Genomic DNA, 22448 nt, shown 5'->3' with positions numbered 1-22448 from the left:
GATTCACACCGTCAACGAGCGGCCCGCACCAGGTCCACGAAGTACGCGTGCACGCGCAGGTCGCCGGTCAGCTCCGGGTGGAACGAGGTGGCCAGCAGGTTGCCCTGCCGGACCGCCACGATGCGGTCGGCGGCCGGGCCACCGGTCACCGTCCCGATCACCTGGACGCCGGCACCGACCCGCTCGACCCACGGCGCACGGATGAACACCGCGTGGAACGGCTCACCCGGCACCCCGGCGATCTCCACCGGCGCCTCGAACGAGTCGACCTGCCGGCCGAACGCGTTGCGCCGGACGGTCATGTCGATGCCGGAGAAACCCCGCTGGTCGGGTCGGCCGTCGAGCACCTCGGTCGCCAGCATGATCATGCCGGCGCAGGAGCCGTAGACCGGCAGGCCGTCGGCGATCCGCTTGTCGATCGGCTCACGCATCTCGAAGATGTCGGCGAGTTTGCTGATGGTGGTGGACTCGCCGCCGGGGACGACCAGGCCGTCGACCGCGTCCAGCTCCGCCGGACGGCGGACCGGGCGGGCGTCCGCGCCCGCGGCGGCCAGCGCCGCCACGTGCTCGCGGACGTCCCCCTGGAGCGCGAGCACACCAATCACGGGCGCGTTGCTCACCAGCCGCGCTCGGCCAGGCGGTGCGGCTGCGGGATCTCGTCGACGTTGATGCCGACCATGGCCTCGCCGAGACCGCGGGAGACCTTCGCCAGCACGTCCGGGTCGTCGTGGAAGGTGGTGGCCTTGACGATCGCGGCGGCCCGCTGAGCCGGGTTGCCCGCCTTGAAGATGCCGGAGCCGACGAAGACACCCTCGGCGCCGAGCTGCATCATCATCGCCGCGTCGGCCGGGGTGGCGATCCCGCCGGCGGTGAACAGCACCACCGGCAGCTTGCCGCTCTCGGCGACCTCCTTGACCAGCTCGTACGGGGCCTGCAGCTCCTTGGCCGCGACGAACAGCTCGTCGGTCGGCAGCGAGGACAGCCGACGGATCTCCTGGCGGATCTTGCGCATGTGGGTGGTGGCGTTGGAGACGTCACCGGTGCCCGCCTCCCCCTTGGAGCGGATCATGGCAGCACCCTCGGTGATCCGGCGCAGCGCCTCACCCAGGTTGGTCGCGCCACACACGAAGGGCACCGTGAAGGCCCACTTGTCGATGTGGTTCGCGTAGTCGGCCGGGGTCAGCACCTCGGACTCGTCGACGTAGTCCACCCCGAGCGACTGGAGGATCCGCGCCTCCACGAAGTGGCCGATGCGGGCCTTGGCCATCACCGGGATGGAGACCGCCTCGATGATCCCGTCGATCATGTCGGGGTCGCTCATCCGGGACACGCCGCCCTGCGCACGGATGTCGGCGGGCACCCGCTCCAGGGCCATCACCGCGACGGCGCCGGCGTCCTCAGCGATCTTGGCCTGCTCGGCGTTGACCACATCCATGATCACGCCACCCTTGAGCATCTCGGCCATGCCACGCTTCACGCGGGCGGTGCCGACGACGGGGGCGGTACCGGTGTTCGAGGCGGTGTTTTCAGGCACGGGGCATCGCTCCTTGGACGTGCTCTGGGGGTGGCAGCGAAAATGCTACGCGCGGGTCAACGCCGTACCGACAGCCAATCAGACCCCCGGTGGCCTGCACTGTGGCCCTGGTCACCGGCCCGCCCGCGACGCTGCGGGTCAGGCGGCGGGGACGTCCGCCGGGACGGTGAGGGTCGGATCGTCGATGTCGAAGTAGCGCGGCCACTCCCGGCCCCGCCCCATCCGCAACAACCGCACCAAGGGCCGGCTGCGCGCCGAGCGGGCGTCCCGAACCAGGTCGGTGTGTACCTGCCGGGACAGCGCGAGCCGACGGCTGGCGGCGATCACCGCCGCACAGTCCGGATCGCCCGCATCCAACTGGACGACACGCAACTGCCGGGTGAGGTCGTTCTCCGCCGCTTCCCGCTCATCCGGGCTGGCGTCCAGGGCGATCCGCGCCGCCGCGTACAGCTCGACGCCGAAGTGCCGCTCGGCCAGCACGGCGGCCGCCGCAGCCCGGCGCAGGAGGTGGGCGTCAAGAGCCCGGGCCGCCAGCTCCGCGCGGCCCTGCAGCCGCTCTACCCGGCCGGCGGTCCAGATGAGGTACGCGGCGACGAGCCCCACGACCACGCTCGCGGCCACCACCCACCACATGTGCGGCATCGTAGTGCTGCTCCGTTTCGACTCCGTTTGGGCACGGCCACGCCGGTCGCCCGGTCACCACCGCACCATCCGTCACGCCGGTTCAGCCCAGCCCCACCCATTCCTGGTCGATGACCCGCCCGTCGGTTGCCTCGATCGCCGCTGCGTATACCTCCACCACACGGCGAGCAACCACCGGCCAGTCGAAATTCGCCACCACCTGATCGCCGCAGGCGCTCAGCGTGGCCCGCCCGGCCGGGTCGTCCAACAGCTCGGTCACCGCGTCGCGCAGCCCCACCGGGTCACCGGTGGGGAAGAGCCGACCGGCGCGCCCACCGTCGAGCACCCGCCGGAACGCGTCCAGATCGCTGGCGACCACGGTGGTCCCCGCCGCCAGCGCCTCGGTGAGGATCATGCCGAACGACTCGCCGCCGGTGTTCGGTGCCACGTAGAGGTGCACACTGCGCAGCATCCGCGCCTTGTCCGGTTCGGTGACCAGGCCGAGGAACGTGACCCGCTCATGCAACTCGGCAGGGAACTGGTCGTACAGGTCGTCGGGGTCACCCGGGCCGGCGACGAGCAACCGCAGCCCGGGCCGGGTGGCGGACAACGCCACGAACGCGTCGCGCAGCACCGGGAAGCCCTTGCGCGCCTCGGTGAACCGGCCCAGGAAGCCCAGCGTGCCGCCGGTGCCCGGGGCGCACTCCCCCGGCCAGCCCGGCAACGGCTCGGCGTCGGCGAACTTGACGACCGCCACCCCGTTGGGGACCTCCACCGCGCCGCCGTCCATGTGCTCGACCTGCACCTTGCGGGCCAGCGCGCTGACCGCGATCCGGGCGGTGATCCGCTCCAACACGATCTGGAGCACACCCTGCGCGGCCGCCAGCACCCGCGAACGGGTCATCGCGGTGTGGAACGTGGCCACCACCGGGCCGCGGGCGGAGAGCACGGCCAGCAGCGACAGGCTGAGCGTGAGCGGCTCGTGCACGTGCAGCACGTCGAAGTCGCCGTTGGTGATCCACCGCCGGACCCGGGCGGTCGAGACCGGGCCGAACGCGATCCGGGCCACCGAACCGTTGTACGGCAGCGGCACGGCACGACCGGCGGACACCACGTACTCCGGCACCGGCGAGTCCTCGTCAGCCGGGGCGAGCACGCTGACCTCGTGGCCGAGCACGATCAGCGCCTCGGCGAGGTCCATGACGTGGTTCTGCACCCCACCGGGGACGTCGAAGGAGTACGGGCACACGATGCCGATCCGCATGCGTCAGCGCCCCCTGTCCACGACTGCGGGACACCATCCCACCGTGCCCACCACCCCCTCAGCCCTGACCGGAGGCCGACGAGGGCAGCGCCGTGCCGTCCCCCGCCCCCCGCTGGTCCAGCCACATCCGCTGCAACATGTGCCAGTCTTCCGGATGCCGGGCGATGCCCGCCGCCAGACGGTCGGCGATCAGCTGGGTCAGCAATCGGACCCGCTGGTCCAGGGGCCCCACCTCGGGCCCCGGCACCGGCAGCGGGCCGGCCAGCGCCGCGCACGCCGTGTCCGATTCGTACCACAACGAGGCCACGTAGAGGGGCGCACCGGTGTGCAGGGCGAGCAGCGCAGGCCCGGCCGGCATCCGGGTCTTCCCGCCGAAGAAGTCCACCTCCACCCCACGGGCGGAGAGGTCCCGGTCGGCCAACAGCGGCACCACCGCGCCGGCACGTACGCGGTCCAGCAGCACGTCGAACGCCGGGCGCGGCCCACCGTGGGTCGGCAGAATCTCCATCCCGAGGACCTCTCGGAACGCCAGGAAACGCTTGTACACGCCCTCCGGCTTGAGCCGCTCCATGACCGTGGTGATCGGCCAACCGGTGGCCGCCACCCAGGCGCCCGCGGCGTCCCAGTTGCCGGCGTGCGGCAGCGCCACCACCGCGCCCCGACCGGCGGCCACGTCGGCGGCGAGCATCTCCGCGCCATCGAGCCGGAAGCCGGACAGGATCTGCTCTCGACTCAACGCGGGCAGGCGGAACGCCTCCATCCAGTACCGGGCGTACGAGCGGAGCCCGCGCTTGACGAGATCGTCCAGCTCGTCCTCGGGCAGCTCCGGGCCGACCACCCGGCGCAGGTTCGCGCGCAGTCGGGCCGTACCCGCGCCGCCGGCGCGGTGGGCGCGGTCCGCGCCCGCCTGGAACGCCGCCGCCACCAGCGGGCGAGGTAGCGCCCGGACCACCCGCCAGCCGGCGACGTAGCCGAGCTCGGTGAGGTTCACGCGGCCCGGCCGCCGGTCGTCCGGCGCCGGGTCGCCGACGCGCCACTCACGCCTGGCCGTCCGGCTGGAGCTGCTGGGCCTGGCGGTAGACGTGCGTCATCCGCTGCCCCACCGTGAAGATCGACACTGCGGCGAGCAGCCACAGCGCGATCTCCAGCGCCGGCTTCACGTGCAGGCCGGTGAGGATCCCACCGACCCCGACGATCAGCAGCCGCTCGGTGCGCTCCGCGATGCCCACGTTGCAGGTCATGCCGAGCCCTTCGGCGCGAGCCTTCACGTAGGAGACCAGACCGCCGGCGGCCAGGCAGACCAACGCGGCAGCCACCCCGGAGTGGTTGCCCTGCGTGGCCAGCCAGTACGCGACCGCACCGAAGACGGCGCTGTCGGCGACCCGGTCCATGCTTGAGTCGAGGAACGCCCCGAACTTGGTGGAGCCACCGCTCATCCGGGCCATCGTCCCGTCGAGCAGGTCGGTGAGCGCGAACAGGGTAACGATCAACGCGCCCGCGACCAGGTGGCCGCGAGCACCGAAGCCGAGCGCGCCGACGAGCACACCAACGGTGCCCGCAACGGTGACGGCATTGGGAGTAACGCCCGCGCGCAGAAGGGCGCGGGCAATCGGCTCGACGACGCGGGTCATCCCCGCGCGGGCCGACACTTGGAAGATCTTCGCCATGGCGGTCCCCACGATAACGGTCCGCCCAGCTCCGGCGGAACGGCCGGTCCCGCCGACCCGCCCAGGAGAAGCTTGTGCCTACCCGACAACGGGTGTGAGATCGAGCCGGGAGGTGAGCCAGCTCACCCGTCCGCCCGTCCCGTTCCCGCTGTGCAGCAGACCACCGGAGGATATCGCCGCGCACTCGCCCCGGGCCGCTCTCCGTCGCGCGGCGGTCGCCACCCACCACCGGCTGAGGGAGGTGCGCCCCATGGCGCAAAAAAATCAGGAGAAGGGTTCCACCGGCGGCACGCCGGTGATGACCGAGCCCGAGCGGGTTCGCAACGTGGTGCTCGTCGGGCACTCCGGGGCGGGCAAGACGACCCTGGTCGAGGCGCTACTCGCGGCCACCGGCACGATCGGCCGGGCCGGCACCGTGGTCGACGGCACCACGGTCGGCGACCACGACCCCGCGGCCGTACGGCAACAGCGCTCGGTCAGCCTGTCCTGCGCGCCGCTGCTGCACAACGGCATCAAGGTCAACCTGCTGGACACCCCCGGGTACGCCGACTTCGTCGGCGAGCTGCGCGCCGGGCTGCGGGCCGCCGACGCCGCGCTCTTCGTCGTCTCCGCGGCGGGTGGCATGGACGCCGCCACCGTCGCGCTGTGGGAGGAGTGCGCGGCCGTCGACATGCCCCGCGCGGTCGCGGTGGCCCGACTGGACCAGCCCCGCGCCGACGTCGACGAGGCGGTGGCGCTCTGCCAGCGCCTCTTCGGCGACAACGTGATGCCCCTCTACCTGCCTCTGCTCGGCGACGACGGTGTGTCCACCGACGGCCTGCTCGGCCTGATCACCCGCCGGGTCTTCGACTACACCGCCGGGCTCCCGGCCGACGTCCGCGACCCGGACCCGGAGCACCAGCGGGCCATCGACGAGTCCCGCGACGAGCTGATCGAGGGGATCATCGCCGAGAGCGAGGACGAGACCCTCATGGACCGCTACCTCGACGGCGAGGAGATCAGCACCGAGGTGCTCATCGACGACCTGGAGAAGGCCGTCGCCCGGGGCCACTTCTACCCGGTGGTGCCGGTCTGCGCCCAGACCGGTGTCGGGCTGGACGTGCTGCTGGAGGTGCTGACCGCCGCGTTCCCGTCGCCGCTGGAGCACGAGTTGCCGGCCGTGACGGGCGTGGACGGCTCACCGCGTCCGCCGCTGACCTGCGACCCGGACGGACCGTTGGTCGCCGAGGTCGTCAAGACCACCGTCGACCGCCACGTCGGGCGGGTGTCGCTGGTCCGGGTCTTCTCCGGCACGCTGCGCCCCGACCAGATCGTGCACGTCTCCGGGCACGGCATGGCCGAACGCGGGCACCCCGACCACGACGCCGACGAGCGGGTCGGGCACATCTACACCCCGCTGGGCGCCACTTTGCGCGAGGTGCAGCTCTGCGTGGCCGGCGACATCTGTGCGATCACCAAGTCGGGCAGCGCCGAGACCGGCGACACCATCTCCGCCAAGGGCGACCCGCTGCTGATCGCACCCTGGGAGATGCCGGAGCCGCTGCTGCCGGTGGCCATCGTCGCCCACAGCCGCGCCGACGAGGACGCACTGGCCCGCAACCTCGCCCGTCTGGTCGCCGGCGACCCCACGCTGCGGCTGGAGCGCAACCCGGAGACCCACCAGCTGGTGCTCTGGTGCATGGGCGAGGCACACGCGGACGTGGTGCTCGACCGGCTCCGCGCCGGTGGTGTCGAGGTGGACACCGAGCCGGTCAAGGTGTCGCTGCGCGAGACGCTGACCGTGCCCACGACGGGGCACGGCCGGCACGTCAAGCAGTCCGGGGGCCACGGCCAGTACGCGGTCTGCGACATCGAGGTCGAGCCCCTGCCTCCGGGCAGTGGCTTCGAGTTCGTCGACCGGGTCGTCGGCGGCGCGGTGCCGCACAACTACATCCCGTCGGTGGAGAAGGGCGTCCGTGCCCAACTCGAGCGCGGTCTGGTCGTCGGCCACCCGGTGGTGGACCTGCGGGTGACCCTGGTCGACGGGAAGGCGCACAGCGTCGACTCGTCCGACGCGGCCTTCCAGACCGCCGGCGCGTTGGCCCTGCGCGACGCCGCCGACCGGGGCCAGCCGGCGCTGCTGGAGCCCATCGACGAGGTCACCATCCGGGTGCCGGACGGCTCGGTGGGCACGGTGCTGGGCGATCTGTCCGGCCGACGCGGCCGAGTGCTCGGGACCGAACCGGACCCGCAGGCCGAGGGCCGCAGCCTGGTGCACGCCGAGGTGCCGGCCACCGAGTTGCTCCGCTACGCCGTCGAGCTGCGCTCGATGACGGCTGGCACCGGCACCTTCCGCCGCCACTTCGTCCGCCACGACCCCATGCCCGCCCACCTGGCCGACCAGATCCGCAAAGAACACACCCCCTGACCCCACGCCGGGCCCGCTCGACGTCCCCGGGACCCGGTCACTGGTTCGCGCCCTTTGCTCTGCTTCACTCAAGGCAACACCAACAGCACCATGTTGTTGCCCCCGTTGAAGCAGAGCAAAGGGCGCACAACTGGACCGGCCAGCCCGGATCCCCAGCGCGAGTGATCGACGGCGGCCCGTGCGGCGCCCGCACAGCTCTCAGGGGTGGGTTGTGGGGTGGGTGGGGCGTGGCCAGTGGGGGCGGTCGGCGTCGCGGAGAGCGGCGGTGCGCAGGGCAGCCAGCTGCCGTTCCACCTCAACGAACTGGTCCGCCGGCAAAGGGCCCCAGTGCAGCGCCGCGGCGTTCTCCTCGACCTGGGCGACCGTACGGCAGCCCGGAATCGGGATGGTGCGACCGCTGCGCGCCCAGATCCAGCCCAGCGCCCCCTGGGCGAGGGTGCGCCCGTCGGCGGTGAGCGCGGCGCGGACCGCGCCGACCCGGCGCAGCCACTCCGGTGCCGGCCGGCCACCACGGAACCACTCCAACCAGCCCGGGGCCAACCCACGTACGTCGTCGCGGGGCAGTGTCGATCCGGCCGAGTACTTGCCGGTGAGCAGCCCCATTCCCAGCGGGCCCTGGTTGACGCTCGCCAGGTCGTACTTGTCGCAGACCGCGAGCAGCTCGGGGGCGTCGCGCAGCACCGACAGGGTGTGCTGCACGGCGGTGGCACCGGCGGCGGCGTGCCCGAACGCGGTGGCCCGGTCGGGGCGGTCGGTGCTCCACCCGTACGCCCGGATGAGGCCCTCGGCGACCAGGTCTTCGCAGGTGCCGACCAGCGCCTGCGCCCGCGGCACCGACAGGTCGGCCAGGTGCAGCTGGTAGAGGTCGATCCGGTCGGTGTCCAGCCGGCGTAGCGAGTCGGTCACGGCCCGTCGCAGGTACGCGGGCGACGCGTCCTCCCCGGTGGCCTGTCGGCTCTCCTCGTCGAACGTGTAGCCCCACTTGGTGGCGATCACGGCCTCGTCGCGGCGACCGGCGAGCGCCCGGCCGAGCACCCGCTCCCCGTGCCCGGCGCCGTACGTGTCGGCGGTGTCGAAGAGGGTGATGCCCTCCTCGAGCGCGCGGCGTACCGCGCGCACCGACTCGTCGTCGTCGACCGCGCCCCAGCCCAGCGGCTGGGTGCCCTCCGCCCAGGGCCCGCCGATCGCCCAGCACCCCATGCCGAGGGCGCTGACTTCGATGCCGCTGCGCCCCAAAGTCCGTGTCGTGACTGCCATCGGCCGATCGTGCCACCTCCGCCGGGTCGGGGCGCAGCAGATCCCGGTGCGGGATCGTGGGTACGCAACCACCGGTCCGGTGCGGCATGATCGTCGGCATGCGGAGGCTGGGTGTGGACATCGGCGGCGTGATCATCGAGCCGGCCGACGGAGACGCCGACACGTCGTTCTTCGGCGCGCACTACCTGCGTACTCCCCGCGTCGACGGGGCTTTCGACGCGCTCGCGGCGCTCGGCCCGGCGTTCGACGAGGTGCACCTGGTGTCCAAGTGCGGGGAGTCCATCGAGCGGCGCACCCGGGAGTGGTTGGCCCACCACGACTTCGCGGCGCGCACCGGCATCTCGGTGGAGCGGGTGCACTTCTGCCGCACCCGGCCGGACAAGGCACCGATCGCCCGGCGGCTCGGGCTGACCCACTTCGTGGACGACAAGCTGGAGGTGCTCGGCTACCTCGACTCGGTGCCGCACCGCTTCCTGTTCCGGCCCCGTCCGGCGGAGGTCGCCGCACACGCCGCGCTGCTTCCCCGCGTACACCGGGTGGAGAGCTGGCCGGAGCTGACCCCGCTGCTGCGCGCCGAGTAGCCGGACCGGCGGGGACGCCGCGCGCCAGCGGCGGTCAGGACGGCCAGGCGCGGGCGAGCAGGTCGCGGGTGTCGCCGAGCAGCTGCGGCAGGACCTTGGTGCGGCCGATGACCGGCATGAAGTTCGCGTCGCCGCCCCAGCGCGGCACCACGTGCTGGTGCAGGTGTGCGGCGATGCCGGCGCCGGCCACCCCGCCCTGGTTCATGCCCAGGTTGAAGCCGTGCGCGTTGCTCACCTTGCGGATCACCCGCATCGCGGTCTGGGTGTACGACGCCAGCTCGGTGGTCTCCGGCACGTCCAGGTCGGTGTAGTCGGCGACGTGTCGGTAGGGGCAGACCAGCAGGTGCCCGGGGTTGTACGGGTAGAGGTTGAGCACCACGAAGACGTGCTCACCACGGGCCACCACCAGGCTCTCCTCCGGCGGCAGCTTGGGCCCCCGGCAGAAGGGGCAGCCGGTCGGCTTCTCGTAGCCCTCGGCCGGACGGTCCTCGCCGGAGATGTAGGTCATCCGGTGCGGCGTCCAGAGCCGCTCCAGGCCGTCCGCCATGCCGCCGATGTCCGCGTCCCGTTCCGCCCCAGTCACGTGCCGATCCTACGGAGCCGCGCGGGCGGGCCGCGACACCAGCCGCCGGGAAACTCCTTGCTGCAAGTTATTGACGGATCGACGTCGATACCTGAAACTTCCACACATTCAGAAACTTCCATTTAACGATGGAGAGGTACATGATCCAACGGCTCGGCAGAATCCTCGCGGCGCTCGCACTGACCGCCGCCACCACAGTGGCCGGCGTCACCCTCACCGCCGGCGCAGCACAGGCCGACGGCTGCTACACCTGGGGTCGCGCCCTGGCCCAGGGGATGTCCGGCGAAGACGTCCGGCAACTCCAGATCCGGGTCGCCGGCTACCCCGGCTACGGCGCCGTTCTCACCATCGACGGCGCGTTCGGCCCGGCCACCAGGTCCGCGGTCATCCGCTTCCAGCAGGCGTACGGGATGTCGGCGGACGGCGTCGCCGGCGCGCAGACCTTCAACCGGCTCTACGCCCTCCAGGACGACGACTGCACCCCGGTCAACTTCAGCTATGCCGAGCTGAACAACTGCAACAGCACCTGGTCCGGCGGCGCGGTCGCGGCGAGCACCGCGCGGTTCAACGCGCTCGTCTCGATGTGGAAGCTCCAGGCCCTGCGGCACGCCCTCGGCGACGTGAACATCGCGATCAGCAGCAGCTTCCGCAGCTACGCCTGCAACAGCGCAGTCGGCGGGGCGTCGAACAGCCGGCACCTGTACGGCGACGGGGTGGACCTGGTCGGGTCACCGTCGTTCTGCCGGCTGGCCCAGCAGGCCCGCAACCACGGCTTCGGGCAGATCCTCGGCCCCGGTTACCCGGACCACAACGACCACACCCATGTGGCGGCGGTGGGCGGTTGGTCCGCGCCGAACTGCGGCATCTGACGCCGGACCGTCCGGCCCCGGCGACCGGTGGCCGCGACGGCAGAGATCGCGCTTGAACAGAGAAGTAGTGGCCTCCCCGGCGCGGGGAGGCCACTACTTCGTGGATCGTGCGCGATCTTCGACCGATCGACCGAGCGACCGCGTGCTACTCCGCGGCGGCCGAGGGGCCGATGTTGGTTCGCGAGCTGACCACGTCCAGGACGTGGGTCACCGCCTCGGCGATCGGCACCCCGTTGCGCTGGGAGCCGTCGCGGTAGCGGAAGGAGACCGTGCCGGCCGCCACGTCGTCGTCACCGGCGATGACCATGAACGGGATCTTCTGCTGCTGTGCGGTCCGGATCTTCTTCTGCATCCGGTCGTCACCCGCGTCCACCTGGGCCCGGATCCCCTCGGCCCGCAGCGCCGCGACGAAGCCGTGCAGGTAGTCGGTGTGGTCCTCGCGGATCGGGATGCCCACCACCTGCACCGGCGCCAGCCACGCCGGGAACGCGCCCGCGTAGTGCTCGGTGAGCACCCCGAAGAACCGCTCGATCGACCCGAACAACGCCCGGTGGATCATCACGGGCTGCTGCCGGGTGCCGTCGGCGGCCTGGTACTCCAGCCCGAACCGCGCCGGCTGGTTGAAGTCGACCTGGATGGTGGACATCTGCCAGGTCCGGCCGATCGCGTCGCGGGCCTGCACGGAGATCTTCGGCCCGTAGAACGCCGCGCCACCCGGGTCGGGCACCAGCTCCAGCCCGGACGTCGCGGCGGCGGTCCGCAGCGCCTCGGTCGCCTCGGCCCAGTCCTCGTCGGCGCCGATGAACTTGGGCGAGTCGTCCCGGGTGGACAGCTCCAGGTAGAAGTCGTCCAGACCGTAGTCGCGCAGCAGATCCAGCACGAAGCTGAGCAGCGTGGACAGCTCGCCGGCCATCTGCTCACGGGTGCAGTAGATGTGCGAGTCGTCCTGGGTCAGGCCACGAACCCGGGTCAGGCCGTGCACGACGCCGGACTTCTCGTACCGGTAGACCGTGCCGAACTCGAACATCCGCAGCGGCAGCTCCCGGTACGACCGCCCGCGCGACCTGAAGATCAGGTTGTGCATCGGGCAGTTCATGGCCTTGAGGTAATATTCCGCGCCCTCCAGCTGCATGGGCGGGAACATGGTGTCCGCGTAGTACGGCAGGTGCCCGGAGGTGTGGAAGAGCTGCGCCTTGCTGATGTGCGGGGTGTTGACGAACTCGTACCCCGCCTCCTCGTGCCGGCGCCGCGAGTAGTCCTCCATCTCCCGGCGGATGATGCCGCCCTTGGGGTGGAAGACCGCCAGGCCGGAGCCGATCTCGTCGGGGAAGCTGAACAGGTCGAGGTCCGCGCCGAGCTTGCGGTGGTCGCGCCGGGCGGCCTCCTCCAACAGCTTCAGGTACGCCTTGAGCTCGTCGCGGGTCGGCCACGCGGTGCCGTACACCCGCTGCAGTTGCGGGTTCTTCTCCGACCCCCGCCAGTACGCGGCGGCCGAGCGCATCAGCTTGAACGCGCCGATCAGTCGGGTGGTCGGCAGGTGTGGGCCCCGGCACAGGTCCGACCAGCAGACCTTGTCCTCCTTGGCGTCGAGGTTGTCGTAGATGGTCAGCTCGCCGCCGCCCACCTCCATCACCTCGTTGGTGTCCAGGCCCTCGCCCTTGACCTCGATCAACTCCAGCTTGAACGGCTCGTCGGCCAGCTCGGAGCGCGCCTCGTCGAGGCTGCCGAAGCGGCGGCGGCGGAACCGCTGCCCGGACTTGATGATCTCCTGCATGCGCTTCTCGAGCTTGCTGAGGTCATCGGGCTGGAACGGCTTGTCGACGTCGAAGTCGTAGTAGAAGCCGTTCTCGATCGGCGGGCCGATGCCCAGCTTGGCCTCGGGGAAGACGTCCTGCACGGCCTGGGCGAGCACGTGCGCGGTGGAGTGGCGCAGCACGTTGAGCCCGTCGGGCGAATCCAGGCTGACCGGCTCGACGACGGTCTCCTCAGCCGGCGCCCAGTCCAGGTCGCGCAGCTGACCCGACGGGTCGCGGACCACCACGACCGCCTTGGGGCCGTTCGCGGGCAGTCCGGCCGCGGCCACCGCGTCGGCCGCCGTGGTCCCGGCGGCGACGACGACGGGGTCGGCCACGGCGGGGGTACGGGGTGCTGACACGGTGACTCCTCCAAGCAGTACGAAACGGTGCCGATCCTCGGCCCCTGCCGATGCTATCGGTCCACCCACCCGCGGTAAGGAAGGGCACCTTCCTGACGGCCGACGTTGAACCTTTCGCGCCTCGGAGCCGAACTACCAGGTGTGGCCGGAACCGGTGCCGGTCGCGTCGACACGGATGGGGGCACAAGATGGCGAGCACGCACGGCGGTGGGCGCCGGAGGCGGATCGCGGCGGTGACCGCGCTGACCGCCGCCGGGCTGCTGCTCTGGCCCGGTTCGGCGTACGCGGCGGACGTGACGACGACCCCGACCGAGGCTCGGCAGGGCGACGCCGTACGCCTGGAGTTCATCGTGCCGGAGGAGCGTGCCGGCACGAAGACCCGCCAGATCGAGGTCAAGTTGCCGGCCGACGCACCGGTCGCCGAGGTCTACCCGATGTCGGTCGACGGCTGGGCACCCAAGATCAGCTCTCGTACGCTGGATCGTCCGGTGGCTGGCCTCCACTCCACCGGGGTGAGCACGGTGACCACCGCGGTGACCTGGGTCCGGGTCGGCGAGAGCCCGGCCGGCCCGGCCCGGCTGGCGCTGTCCATGGGCCCGCTGCCGCAGGCGGAGCGACTCGCCTTCGAGGTCGTCCAGACGTACGCCGACGGCACGGTGGTCCGCTGGGCGGACGCCGACGGCGCGCACCGGGCCCCGGTGCTCACCCTGCTGCCGGCGGCCGCTGGAGCGGCGGGTCCGGTCGGACACGGCGGCCACGGCGCCCCGGCGGCCGGTGCGCCGGCTGCTCCGGACAACCGTGTCGACGCCCCGGCCGCTGGTGCGGGCGGCGCGGACGAGGAGTCCGGTAGCGCCGACGGGATGTTGGCCGCCGGGCTGCTGGCCGGATTGGGCGGCGGCGCGGCGATCGGTTGGCTGGTCAGCCGCTGGCGCCGGCGCGACCCAGCCGAGGCCACGGCGCTCGCCGAGGTGACCGGCGGACCGGACGAGGACGACGCCGCGACGCCCGCCGAGGTGACCGGCCGCACGGACAAGGACGAGGCCCCCGCCGTTTCCGCGTCATCTCGGTGATCCACTCGGGTTCCCGGAAACCGCGGCATCAACGCCACACGGACACCCCGATTTGCAGAAACCCGAGTCGATCATGGCCCGGGCTGCTCGGGCGGCCAGGCCAGGCGGCGGCCCAGACCGGGCAGGCCGGGCAGGCCGGGCAGGCCGGGCAGGCCGGGCAGGCCGGGCAGGCCGGGTGGTCAGGGCAGCCAGGTCGGTAGCGGCTCGCGGGCGGCCAGCCACGACTCGGGCACGCCCCCGGCGGTGCCGACGCCGGTGTACGCCGCCACCACCGCCCCGACGATGGCGGCCGTGGTGTCCACGTCCCCGCCGGCCTGCACGCACGTCCGGATCGCCGCCGGATAGTCGTCGAGGTGGGTTGCCGCCACCCAGAGGGTGAACCCGACGGTGTCCTGGGCGGTCACCCGGGAGCCGTTGCCGAGCGCCGCCACCACCCGGGGCAGCGGCCGACCGAGCAGCCCGGCCGCCCGGCTCACGCCTCGGTGTACCTCGGTGCCCGAATCGAGCGCCGCGGCGATCCCGGCGAGCAGCCGCTCCGGGGCCGGCCGGTGCCCGTCGAGGCGGGCCTGGGCGGCCAGCGCGGCGGCGACAGCCACCGCGACAGCACCCGCGATCCCCTCTGGGTGCGCGTGCGTCACCTCGGCTGAGGCGTGGGCCTGGGCCGCGGCACGCGCGGTCGAGTCGGCGAAGTACGCGCCCAACGGGCCGACCCGCATCGCCGCACCATTGCCGCACGAGCCCTGACCGTCAAAGGCCGACGCGGCGGCCAGCGGCCACGGGGTGCCGGTGCGGATCAGCCGCAGGATCAGCATCGCGCCGGTGCCGTACCCCCGGCGTGGGGCGCAACGCTCGGCGAAGGCCAGGGCCAGCCGGTCCCGGTCGATGCCGCCGGAGTCGGCCAGCTCGGCGAGGACCGAGCAGGCCATCTCGGTGTCGTCGGTCCACTCCCACGGCGCCGGTGGCAGTGCGTCCACGTCGAGATCCGCAGGCGGCGACCCGGACAGGAAATACTGCGCGCCGAGCGCGTCGCCGGTGGAGAGGCCGGCGAGGCTGTCCCGGGCGAGCGCCAGGCGGGCATCGGCGAACAGGGTGAACGACATCGTCGTACCAGCTTGCCCGCTTGCCAGGCACGTCGCAACGCGATCGACTTGCCAGGCCAAGTACGGTCTTGTCGTGGCCTCCGTGCTCCTGGTCGAAGACGATCACGTCGTACGCGGCGCGATGCTGCGGTCCCTCACCGACCGGGGGCATGCCGTGCACGCCGTGGGTACGGCGTTGGATGCCCTGCGTCGGGTCGCCGCGGAGACACCCGACCTGGTGGTCCTCGACCTCGGTCTGCCCGACCTGGACGGCTCGGACGCGCTGCGGATGCTGCGCGGCATCACCGACGTCCCGATCATCATCGCCACCGCCCGGGACGACGAGCAGTCGGTGGTCAAACTGCTACGCGCGGGCGCCGACGACTACATGGTCAAGCCGTTCACCGGGGCGCACCTGGACGCGCGGATCACCACCGTGCTGCGTCGGGCCGGCCGGGCCAGCCGGACGGTGCAGCCCGCGGTGCACAGCGTCGGCGGGCTACGGGTGGACGTGGGCGAGCGCAGCGCCCAGCTCGACGGGGAGCCGCTGGCGCTGACCCGCAAGGAATTCGACCTGCTGGCGTATCTCGCCGCGCGACCCGGGCGGGTAGTGTCCCGCCGGGAACTTTTGGAGGAGGTATGGCGGCAGCCATCGGTCGGCGAGGATCAGACCATCGACGTTCACCTGTACTGGCTCCGCAGAAAGATGGGCGAGTCCGCGGCGAAGCCGCGCTACCTGCGCACCGTGCGGGGGGTCGGGTTCCGGCTGGTGGCACCGGACTGAGGACAGCGCTGGCCCTGCTCACGGCCGGCATGTGCAGTCTCGTCGCGCTCGCGTTCCTGATTCCGCTCGGGCTCAGCCTGCGTGAGCAGAGCCGGGACAAGGCGATCGCCGACGCGGCCAGGCGCAGCGCGCTGGTGACCGGCGCACTGGCGGTGAGCACCGACCCGGTGGTCGTCGAGCGTGCCGTGGTCGCCAGCGCCGAGGGTGCACCGACCCGACCGGTGGTGCACGGGCTGGGGCTGGACGAATCCGCAGGTCGGGCCAGCGACAGCGACCTGGACCGGGCTCGTGCCGACCGACGGTCGATGGTCGTCGACGTCGACGGCGGAGTGGTTCGGCTCGACCCGGTCGTCCTCGGTGACCGGACTGCCGTGGTCGAGGTGTTCCTCCCGGATTCGACGCTGGGCGAGGGTGCTGGCGGCACCTGGCTGCTGCTGTTCGCGGTCGGCGCGGCGATGGCGGGCGCGGCGGTGCTGGTGGTCGACCGGGTCGCCGCCCGCGCGGTGGACTCGACCCGGGGTCTGGTCAAGGCCGCGCTCTCCATCGGCGACGGCGACGTGGGCGTACGCATCGAGCCGACCGGTCCCCGCGAGCTGGCCGAGGCCGGGTACGCCTTCAACCGGATGGCCGACCGGCTGGACGCGGCCCGCACCGACGAGCGGGAGTTGGTGGCCGACCTGTCGCACCGTCTGCGTACCCCGTTGACGGTGCTGCGGTTGGACGCGGAGGCGTTGGAGTCCGACGACACCAGCGTGGGTTCGTTCAGCCCGGCCGAGCTGGACCGGCTCCGCGGCATCCGGCGGATCCGGCAGGCGATCGTCACCCTGGAGGGTGAGATCGACGTGCTCATCAAGACCACCCGCAAGGCGGTGGCCCACGAGGCCGGACCGGCGATGTGCGACGTCAGCGAAGTGGTCCGTGACCGGATGGTGTTCTGGGCCGCGCTGGCCGGCGACCAGAACCGGCCGCACCGGGTGAACGGCGCCCAGCTGCGCATCCCGGCGCCGGTGCCGCGCGCCGAGTTGGCCGCCGCGCTGGACGCGGTGATCGGCAACGTCTTCCGCTACACCCCGCAGGGCACCGCGTTCGAGGTCGCCGTGTCCCGGCGCGACGGTTACGTGGCGATCCGGATCGACGACGCCGGTCCCGGCATCGCCAACCCGGACCGGGCCCTGCGCCGGGGGACCAGCGACCAGGGTTCGACAGGGCTCGGCCTGGACATCGCCAAGCGGGTGGCGTTGCAGGCCAACGGCTCGGTGAGCATCGACCGCGCCCGGCTGGGCGGGGCCAGCGTGGTGATGCTGCTCGCCGACCCGGAGGCGACGCCCCGGCAGGTCAGTCGCTTCGGTCTGGTCGGCCGGATGGCACGCGACGCACGGGACACGAAGACCAGCGGACGTCGCTGGCCGCGCCAGCGCCCCACCGACGACTGACCCGGGCCGACCCCGGGCTGTGCGCCGGCGCAAGTCTTCCTTAGATCGCGGTTAACGACCGCGTTGGATCGGCCACGGACTGACAGGATCAGAGCACGAACCCACCAGTTCCACCGGTCGAGCGCACCACGCACCCCCGGCCGGTGGAGCCGCGCGCGCGGCGGGAGTCTCAGGTCCCCCCACACCCACGCTCCCGCCGCGCGCCCTGCTCACCGATCGGCTCAGCCGGCGGTGGCGAGGTAGGCGTCGATCTCGGCCGTGATCCGCTGCTTGCCGGCGGGGTCGAGGAAGGACGCGGTCACCGCGTTGCGGGCCAACCCGGCCAGGCCCTCGGGGCCGGCCCCGAGCAGACGGGCCGCGACCGCGTACTCGTCGTTGAGGGTCGTGCCGAACATCGGCGGGTCGTCGGAGTTGATGGTGACCAGCAGCCCGGCCTCGACCAGTCGGGGCAGCGGGTGCTCGTCGATGGAGGCCACCGCCCGGGTCCGTACGTTCGACGTCGGGCAGACCTCCATCCCGATCTGCCGCTCGGCCAGGTACGCGAGCAGCTCCGGGTCCTGGGCGGCGGAGATGCCGTGCCCGATCCGCTCGGCGCCCAGCTCGTTCAGCGCGTCCCAGATCGTCTGCGGGCCGGTGGTCTCCCCGGCGTGCGGCACCGAGCGCAGACCGGCGGCGCGGGCCTGGTCGAAGTAGGGCCGGAACTGCGGCCGGGGTACGCCGATCTCCGGGCCGCCCAGACCGAAGCTGATCAACCCGTCCGGGCGCTCCTCCACGGCGATGCGCAGCGTCTCCTCGGCTGCCGGCAGGCCAGCCTCACCGGGGATGTCGAAGCACCAGCGCAGTTCGATGCCGAAGTCGGCCAGGGCACGCCTGCGGGCGTCCTCGATCGCCTCACAGAACGCCGGCGCGGGGATGCCCCGCCGAACGTGCGAGTACGGGGTGATGGTCAGCTCCGCGTACCGGACCTGTTGGCGGGCCAGCTCCCGGGCCACCTCGTGGGTGAGGATCCAGACGTCCTCCGGGTCGCGGATGAGGTCCACCACGCTCAGGTAGACCTCGATGAAGTGCGCGAAGTCGCGGAACTCGAAGTAGGTGGCGAGCGTCTCCGGGTCGGCCGGCACGGGGGTGCGTCCCTCGTGGCGGGCGGCCAGCTCGGCGACGATCCGGGGCGAGGCGGAGCCGACGTGGTGCACGTGCAGCTCCACCTTGGGCAGGCCGGCGATGAAGGTGGGCAGGTCGGTCACGGGTTCTCCTGGGCACGGTCGCCGGTGCGGGCGACGACGAAGACGCGGCGGAACGGGAAGTACACCTGACCCTGCCGCACCGGGTACTCGGCGGTGAGGCGTACCCCCAGCTCGGCCCGGAAGGCGGACCAGCCGGCGGCGTCCAGTGCGGCCCGGACCGGGCGCAGCGCCGTGCCCTCCATCCAGGCCAGCACCGGGTGCTCGGCGGCGGGCCGAGCCGGCAGCAGGTGCACGTAGGTAGTCTCCCAGGCGTCCACCGCGCAGCCGGCGGCGGTCAGCAGCGCCGCATAGTCGGCCGGGTCGTCGACCGGGTCCGCGCGCAGTAGCGGGGCGACCTCGGCGCGCCAGGCCGGCTGGTCGGCGACCTCGCGCAGGGCGCGGTGCGATCCGGCGGCGAAGTTGCCGGGGACCTGCATGGCCAGCCACGCCCCGGCGGGCAGCTCGCCGGCCCAGCGGCGCAGCAGCTCCTGGTGGCCCGGCACCCACTGGAGCGCGGCGGTGCTGACCACCACGTCCTCGTCACCGGTCGGATGCCAGTCGCGCAGGTCGGCGACCGCGAAGTCGACTGGAGCGCCGAGGGCGGCGGCCCGGTCGATCATCTCGGGTGAGGAGTCCAGGCCGAGCACCCGGCTGGTCGGCCAGCGCTGGGCGAGGGTGGCGGTGAGCTGGCCGGGGCCGCAGCCGAGGTCGACCACGGCCCGGGGCCGCGCGGCGGGGATCCGCGCGACGAGGTCGTGGAACGGCCGGGACCGCTCGTCGCCGAAGTGCAGGTAGGTCGTCGGGTCCCACATCACAGCCTCCCAAACCGTACGTCCGTCTTGTTTCAAGGTACGGCTCGCCTGGCAGGGTGACAACCCGATCACTAGGCTCGGGGCATGGAACAGCGCAGCTTCAACCGGCTCGGCCGGACCGTCGGAGCGGTCGGCCTGGGCGCCTGGCAACTCGGCGCGGACTGGGGCACCGTCAGCGAGGCCGACGCGATGGCCGTGCTCGCCGCCGCCGTGGACTCCGGGGTCACCTTCCTCGACACCGCCGACGTGTACGGCGACGGCCGCAGCGAACAACTCATCGGCCGCTTCCTGCGCTCCCGACCCGACGCCGGGCTGACCGTCGCCACCAAGATGGGCCGCCGCGTCGAGCAGCAGCCGGAGGCGTACACCCTGGCCAACTTCCGGCAGTGGACCGACCGGTCCCGGGCCAACCTGGGTATGGACACGCTGGACCTGGTCCAGTTGCACTGCCCGCCCACCGCCGTCTTCTCCTCCGACGAGGTCTTCGACGGCCTGGACACCCTCGTCGCCGAGAAGGCCATCGCCGGGTACGGCGTCAGCGTCGAGACCTGCGATCAGGCCCTCACCGCGATCGCCCGACCGGGGGTGGCGAGCGTCCAGATCATCCTCAACGCGGTCCGCCACAAGCCGCTGGAGCGTGTCCTGCCGGCCGCCGCGGCGGCCGGCGTCGGCATCATCGCCCGGGTGCCGCTGGCCAGCGGCCTGCTCTCCGGCCGGTACGACGAGCACACCGAGTTCCCCGCCGACGACCACCGCAACTTCAACCGGCACGGCGCGGCCTTCGACGTCGGGGAGACGTTCTCCGGGGTCGACTTCGAGCGGGGCCTGGCCGCCGTACGCCGGTTGGCTCCGCTGGTCGACGAGGACCGCACGATGGCGCAGTTCGCGCTGCGCTGGGTGTTGGACCAGCCGGGCGTCACCGTCGTCATCCCCGGCGCCCGCGATGCTGACCAGGCCCGGCGCAACGCCGCCACGGCGGCCCTGTCGCCGCTCAGCGACGGCCAGTTGGCCGCCGTACGGGAGATCTACGACGAGCTGATCCGCCCGCAGGTGCACGACCGGTGGTGACCCGCGCACCCGGGGTGCTCGCGTGGCGCTGCCCGGCCGGCGATGCTGGAGGGCGGCGCGCCGCCCCGGGCGGCGGAGAGGGGACGCGATGAGGGGTTGGCTTTCGCTCACCCTCGGCCTGCTGGCCGTCGTGATCGGTGCGGTGTGGACGGTCCAGGGCCTCGGCTACGTCAGCGGCAGCGTGATGACCGACGATAAGATCTGGGCGGTGCTCGGTCCGCTCGTGGCGCTGGCCGGGCTGGTGGTGCTCTGGCTCGGCCTGCGTGCACGCCGCCGACGCTGACCAGTCGGTCCACTGTGGGTCCCGACCCGGCCCGGAAACGTGGAAAGCCCCGCATCCCTCTCGGGATGCGGGGCTTCACAACGACCCCTGGCCGGATCGTCCCACTGGCCGGCGGGGGCCGGCCATCGTACTCAGATGGGACGGACCTGCTCAGCCTGCGGGCCCTTCTGACCCTGAGCGATCTCGAACTCCACCCGCTGGTTCTCCTCCAGCGAGCGGTAGCCGCTGGTCTGGATGGCCGAGAAGTGGACGAACACGTCAGCACCCCCACCATCGACGGTGATGAAGCCGAAGCCCTTGTCAGCGTTGAACCACTTCACGGTTCCCTGAGCCATGTGTATCTCCCTCTAAAAACTGGTGGCCGTGCACGCCGTGCGGCCGATCGGCCGTTTTCGAGCAGCGGCGCCTGAGGCGGCCCCACGAAGGAGACTTCTCTCAACCCACGCCATCTCGCAACAGCGGGGACCAGCAAATCACGGACGCAAAAAGTCTGTCACGACCTCTCCGACGAATTTCTCCGACATGTGACCTGACGGATGCCTCAGGCCCACTGGGCGGCGTCCGATGCCATGCGAAAGCCCCCTTCCCATCGATGCGGAAAGGGGGCTGAAGTCGCTGTGCGGTCAGTCCGGCCAGCTGCCGGTCATCCGGCGGACACCGACCGCGCCGCCCCGGTCCACGGCAGCCCGGACAACCGCGAAGATCGCCCCCTGCAACGCCGCGGCGGCCAGGATCTCGCCCCAGCCGCGATCCTCGTCGATCGCGTTGGGCGCCTCACCGTCGCCCGCGGTGACCTTCCAGACCTGCCGGAAGATCGCGCCAGCCACCGTGCCCGCGGCGATACCCAACAACACGCCGACCGGCCGGTACGCGACCCTGCCGATGCTCTTGCTCACCTACGCCTCCCCCGAACGATCATCAGCACCACCACGGCGACCACCGCACCCGCGGCGATCGTCGCCCACGGCACCGGATTGCGTCGCACCAACTCGCTCTTGTCGTGCGCCTGCGCGCGCACCAGCCCGCCGGTCTCGTGCGCCTGCGCGCGCACCAACTCGCCCGCCTCGTACGCCTGCGCGCGCGCCATTCCGGCGCCACGCGCGGCCTGCCCGCGGACCCGTGCGACGGTCTGCGCCGCCTGCTCGCGCATCCGCTCCTTGGCCTGCCCGGCGGACTCCTTCAGGCGCGCCTTGACGTCGGCCTTGGCGGCCAACGCCTCCATCGTCTCGCCCAACTCGACGCGGGTGCGACGGATCTCCTCGCGGAGCGCCTCCGTGTCGCCGGTCCCGTTGCCCGTCATGACCGTCCCCTGTCCTTCACCGCGGCGGTGACGGTGTCCACGTCGGCCCGGAGGCTCCGGACCGTGGCCGCCGGCACCGGTGGGACCGCACGGCTGACCTGCTTCTTGCCCACCAGGGCGAGGATGCCGGCCAGCAGGAAGAGCGCCACCGCCACGATCAGCGCGGCGGCCCAGGCGGGCAGCACCAGGTCGAGCAGCAGGATCGCCGTGACGACCAGCGCTCCCAGGCCGTAGAACGCCAGCGCTCCGCCGCCGCCGAACAGGCCGATTCCGATTCCGGCGTGCTTGCCCTTCTGGGTCAACTCCGCCCGGGCCAGCGCCAGTTCGTCCCGTACGAGGCGGGAGACCTGCTCGGTGGCTCGCTGCACCAGCTCGGCGGTGGAGGGCTCGCTCCCGTTCTGGGATGTGCGGGCGTTCGCCACGTCAGCCATGCTGTCCTCCTTTCCTCATCACCGCGC

At 72.3% G+C, this 22448-nt stretch carries 24 protein-coding genes; 8 read left to right on the top strand and 16 right to left on the bottom strand.

The genetic code is table 11. From position 1 onward, the window contains the following. Positions 1-11 precede the first annotated feature (11 nt). From pdxT to pgsA, 6 genes are all read right to left on the bottom strand, one after another. Entirely contained in the window at positions 12-620 is a 609-nt protein-coding gene (pdxT, locus tag PCA76_RS11565) for a pyridoxal 5'-phosphate synthase glutaminase subunit PdxT (RefSeq protein ID WP_442930220.1), read from the bottom strand. Further along, positions 617-1534, bottom strand: coding sequence for a pyridoxal 5'-phosphate synthase lyase subunit PdxS (gene pdxS / locus PCA76_RS11560; protein ID WP_272617426.1), 918 nt, complete (start codon positions 1532-1534; stop codon positions 617-619). Before pdxS ends, pdxT begins: the two co-directional genes overlap by 4 nt. Positions 1535-1672: 138 nt before the next feature. Beyond that, a complete protein-coding gene (locus tag PCA76_RS11555; RefSeq protein ID WP_272617424.1) occupies positions 1673-2176 on the bottom strand; it encodes a hypothetical protein in 504 nt (167 codons plus the stop codon). A gap of 82 nt (positions 2177-2258) precedes the next feature. Then, complete coding sequence (locus PCA76_RS11550) at positions 2259-3419, bottom strand: glycosyltransferase family 4 protein (RefSeq protein ID WP_272617422.1); 1161 nt, start codon at positions 3417-3419, stop codon at positions 2259-2261. Positions 3420-3477: 58 nt separating this feature from the next. Next, positions 3478-4410 carry a phosphatidylinositol mannoside acyltransferase gene (locus PCA76_RS11545; protein WP_272617420.1) on the bottom strand — a complete coding sequence of 311 codons (933 nt, stop codon included), beginning with the start codon at positions 4408-4410 and terminating at the stop codon, positions 3478-3480. A 46-nt stretch (positions 4411-4456) separates the two neighbouring features. Beyond that, complete coding sequence (gene pgsA, locus PCA76_RS11540; protein ID WP_272617418.1) at positions 4457-5086, bottom strand: phosphatidylinositol phosphate synthase; 630 nt, start codon at positions 5084-5086, stop codon at positions 4457-4459. Between the two features lie 250 nt (positions 5087-5336). Here pgsA and PCA76_RS11535 point away from each other — a divergent pair, with 250 nt between their 5' ends. Then, a complete protein-coding gene (locus PCA76_RS11535) occupies positions 5337-7493 on the top strand; it encodes an elongation factor G-like protein EF-G2 (RefSeq protein ID WP_272617416.1) in 2157 nt (718 codons plus the stop codon). A 198-nt stretch (positions 7494-7691) separates the two neighbouring features. On the opposite strand, the gene PCA76_RS11530 is transcribed toward PCA76_RS11535, so the two are convergent. Beyond that, positions 7692-8750 (bottom strand): aldo/keto reductase, encoded by a 1059-nt coding sequence (locus tag PCA76_RS11530; RefSeq protein WP_272617414.1) that lies wholly within the window; start codon positions 8748-8750, stop codon positions 7692-7694. Between the two features lie 98 nt (positions 8751-8848). On the opposite strand from PCA76_RS11530, the gene PCA76_RS11525 reads away from it, so the two are divergent. Continuing rightward, entirely contained in the window at positions 8849-9331 is a 483-nt protein-coding gene (locus PCA76_RS11525; protein WP_272617412.1) for a hypothetical protein, read from the top strand. A gap of 34 nt (positions 9332-9365) precedes the next feature. Here the strand turns inward: PCA76_RS11525 and PCA76_RS11520 are convergent, their stop codons facing one another. Continuing rightward, complete coding sequence (locus tag PCA76_RS11520) at positions 9366-9878, bottom strand: HIT family protein (RefSeq protein ID WP_196930193.1); 513 nt, start codon at positions 9876-9878, stop codon at positions 9366-9368. A 176-nt stretch (positions 9879-10054) separates the two neighbouring features. Here PCA76_RS11520 and PCA76_RS11515 point away from each other — a divergent pair, with 176 nt between their 5' ends. Then, on the top strand, positions 10055-10783 hold the full coding sequence (locus PCA76_RS11515) for a D-Ala-D-Ala carboxypeptidase family metallohydrolase (protein WP_272617410.1): 729 nt from the start codon (positions 10055-10057) through the stop codon (positions 10781-10783). A 145-nt stretch (positions 10784-10928) separates the two neighbouring features. Here PCA76_RS11515 and thrS read toward each other — a convergent pair whose 3' ends face one another. Then, entirely contained in the window at positions 10929-12938 is a 2010-nt protein-coding gene (gene thrS / locus PCA76_RS11510; RefSeq protein WP_272617408.1) for a threonine--tRNA ligase, read from the bottom strand. A 188-nt stretch (positions 12939-13126) separates the two neighbouring features. Here thrS and PCA76_RS11505 point away from each other — a divergent pair, with 188 nt between their 5' ends. Beyond that, positions 13127-14008, top strand: coding sequence for a DUF1775 domain-containing protein (locus tag PCA76_RS11505; RefSeq protein WP_272617406.1), 882 nt, complete (start codon positions 13127-13129; stop codon positions 14006-14008). 179 nt (positions 14009-14187) lie between these two features. On the opposite strand, the gene PCA76_RS11500 is transcribed toward PCA76_RS11505, so the two are convergent. After that, positions 14188-15108 carry an ADP-ribosylglycohydrolase family protein gene (locus PCA76_RS11500; RefSeq protein WP_272617404.1) on the bottom strand — a complete coding sequence of 307 codons (921 nt, stop codon included), beginning with the start codon at positions 15106-15108 and terminating at the stop codon, positions 14188-14190. A gap of 73 nt (positions 15109-15181) precedes the next feature. On the opposite strand from PCA76_RS11500, the gene PCA76_RS11495 reads away from it, so the two are divergent. Together PCA76_RS11495 and PCA76_RS11490 are read left to right on the top strand one after the other, a co-directional pair. Next, a complete protein-coding gene (locus tag PCA76_RS11495) occupies positions 15182-15871 on the top strand; it encodes a response regulator transcription factor (protein ID WP_030489108.1) in 690 nt (229 codons plus the stop codon). Between the two features lie 29 nt (positions 15872-15900). Then, entirely contained in the window at positions 15901-17304 is a 1404-nt protein-coding gene (locus PCA76_RS11490) for a HAMP domain-containing sensor histidine kinase (RefSeq protein ID WP_272617400.1), read from the top strand. A 221-nt stretch (positions 17305-17525) separates the two neighbouring features. Here PCA76_RS11490 and PCA76_RS11485 read toward each other — a convergent pair whose 3' ends face one another. Beyond that, positions 17526-18548 (bottom strand): adenosine deaminase, encoded by a 1023-nt coding sequence (locus PCA76_RS11485; protein WP_272617398.1) that lies wholly within the window; start codon positions 18546-18548, stop codon positions 17526-17528. Continuing rightward, positions 18545-19339 (bottom strand): trans-aconitate 2-methyltransferase, encoded by a 795-nt coding sequence (locus tag PCA76_RS11480; RefSeq protein ID WP_272617396.1) that lies wholly within the window; start codon positions 19337-19339, stop codon positions 18545-18547. The genes PCA76_RS11485 and PCA76_RS11480 overlap by 4 nt, the downstream gene beginning before the upstream one ends. Positions 19340-19423: 84 nt before the next feature. On the opposite strand from PCA76_RS11480, the gene PCA76_RS11475 reads away from it, so the two are divergent. Next, positions 19424-20407, top strand: coding sequence for an aldo/keto reductase (locus tag PCA76_RS11475; RefSeq protein WP_272617394.1), 984 nt, complete (start codon positions 19424-19426; stop codon positions 20405-20407). Positions 20408-20495: 88 nt separating this feature from the next. Continuing rightward, the gene (locus PCA76_RS11470) at positions 20496-20690 is read left to right on the top strand and encodes a hypothetical protein (protein WP_272617392.1); all 195 of its coding nucleotides are present in this window, start codon (positions 20496-20498) and stop codon (positions 20688-20690) included. Between the two features lie 131 nt (positions 20691-20821). Here the strand turns inward: PCA76_RS11470 and PCA76_RS11465 are convergent, their stop codons facing one another. From PCA76_RS11465 to PCA76_RS11450, 4 genes are all read right to left on the bottom strand, one after another. Further along, positions 20822-21025, bottom strand: coding sequence for a cold-shock protein (locus PCA76_RS11465; protein ID WP_030338233.1), 204 nt, complete (start codon positions 21023-21025; stop codon positions 20822-20824). Between the two features lie 288 nt (positions 21026-21313). Then, positions 21314-21586, bottom strand: a complete 273-nt coding sequence (locus PCA76_RS11460) for a DUF4235 domain-containing protein (RefSeq protein WP_099852132.1) — start codon at positions 21584-21586, stop codon at positions 21314-21316. Further along, positions 21583-21990, bottom strand: a complete 408-nt coding sequence (locus PCA76_RS11455) for a DUF3618 domain-containing protein (protein ID WP_272617384.1) — start codon at positions 21988-21990, stop codon at positions 21583-21585. Before PCA76_RS11455 ends, PCA76_RS11460 begins: the two co-directional genes overlap by 4 nt. Next, positions 21987-22421 carry a phage holin family protein gene (locus tag PCA76_RS11450; protein WP_272617382.1) on the bottom strand — a complete coding sequence of 145 codons (435 nt, stop codon included), beginning with the start codon at positions 22419-22421 and terminating at the stop codon, positions 21987-21989. The genes PCA76_RS11455 and PCA76_RS11450 overlap by 4 nt, the downstream gene beginning before the upstream one ends. Positions 22422-22448 lie beyond the last annotated feature (27 nt).

It is taken from the genome of Micromonospora sp. LH3U1, from assembly GCF_028475105.1.
Lineage (GTDB): Bacteria > Actinomycetota > Actinomycetes > Mycobacteriales > Micromonosporaceae > Micromonospora.
This window is presented reverse-complemented; position numbering and strand designations above follow the sequence as displayed.

Excerpts from the sequence above, each read along its gene's own strand:
- PCA76_RS11555 (WP_272617424.1), bottom strand. The coding sequence starts at position 2,176 with ATGCCGCACATGTGGTGGGTGGTGGCCGCGAGCGTGGTCGTGGGGCTC.
- PCA76_RS11550 (WP_272617422.1), bottom strand. The coding sequence starts at position 3,419 with ATGCGGATCGGCATCGTGTGCCCGTACTCCTTCGACGTCCCCGGTGGG.
- pgsA (WP_272617418.1), bottom strand. The coding sequence starts at position 5,086 with ATGGCGAAGATCTTCCAAGTGTCGGCCCGCGCGGGGATGACCCGCGTC.
- PCA76_RS11535 (WP_272617416.1), top strand. The coding sequence starts at position 5,337 with ATGGCGCAAAAAAATCAGGAGAAGGGTTCCACCGGCGGCACGCCGGTG.
- PCA76_RS11530 (WP_272617414.1), bottom strand. The coding sequence starts at position 8,750 with ATGGCAGTCACGACACGGACTTTGGGGCGCAGCGGCATCGAAGTCAGC.
- PCA76_RS11525 (WP_272617412.1), top strand. The coding sequence starts at position 8,849 with ATGCGGAGGCTGGGTGTGGACATCGGCGGCGTGATCATCGAGCCGGCC.
- PCA76_RS11520 (WP_196930193.1), bottom strand. The coding sequence starts at position 9,878 with ATGGCGGACGGCCTGGAGCGGCTCTGGACGCCGCACCGGATGACCTAC.
- PCA76_RS11515 (WP_272617410.1), top strand. The coding sequence starts at position 10,055 with ATGATCCAACGGCTCGGCAGAATCCTCGCGGCGCTCGCACTGACCGCC.
- PCA76_RS11505 (WP_272617406.1), top strand. The coding sequence starts at position 13,127 with ATGGCGAGCACGCACGGCGGTGGGCGCCGGAGGCGGATCGCGGCGGTG.
- PCA76_RS11500 (WP_272617404.1), bottom strand. The coding sequence starts at position 15,108 with ATGTCGTTCACCCTGTTCGCCGATGCCCGCCTGGCGCTCGCCCGGGAC.
- PCA76_RS11490 (WP_272617400.1), top strand. The coding sequence starts at position 15,901 with ATGTGCAGTCTCGTCGCGCTCGCGTTCCTGATTCCGCTCGGGCTCAGC.
- PCA76_RS11480 (WP_272617396.1), bottom strand. The coding sequence starts at position 19,339 with ATGTGGGACCCGACGACCTACCTGCACTTCGGCGACGAGCGGTCCCGG.
- PCA76_RS11475 (WP_272617394.1), top strand. The coding sequence starts at position 19,424 with ATGGAACAGCGCAGCTTCAACCGGCTCGGCCGGACCGTCGGAGCGGTC.
- PCA76_RS11470 (WP_272617392.1), top strand. The coding sequence starts at position 20,496 with ATGAGGGGTTGGCTTTCGCTCACCCTCGGCCTGCTGGCCGTCGTGATC.
- PCA76_RS11465 (WP_030338233.1), bottom strand. The coding sequence starts at position 21,025 with ATGGCTCAGGGAACCGTGAAGTGGTTCAACGCTGACAAGGGCTTCGGC.
- PCA76_RS11455 (WP_272617384.1), bottom strand. The coding sequence starts at position 21,990 with ATGACGGGCAACGGGACCGGCGACACGGAGGCGCTCCGCGAGGAGATC.
- PCA76_RS11450 (WP_272617382.1), bottom strand. The coding sequence starts at position 22,421 with ATGGCTGACGTGGCGAACGCCCGCACATCCCAGAACGGGAGCGAGCCC.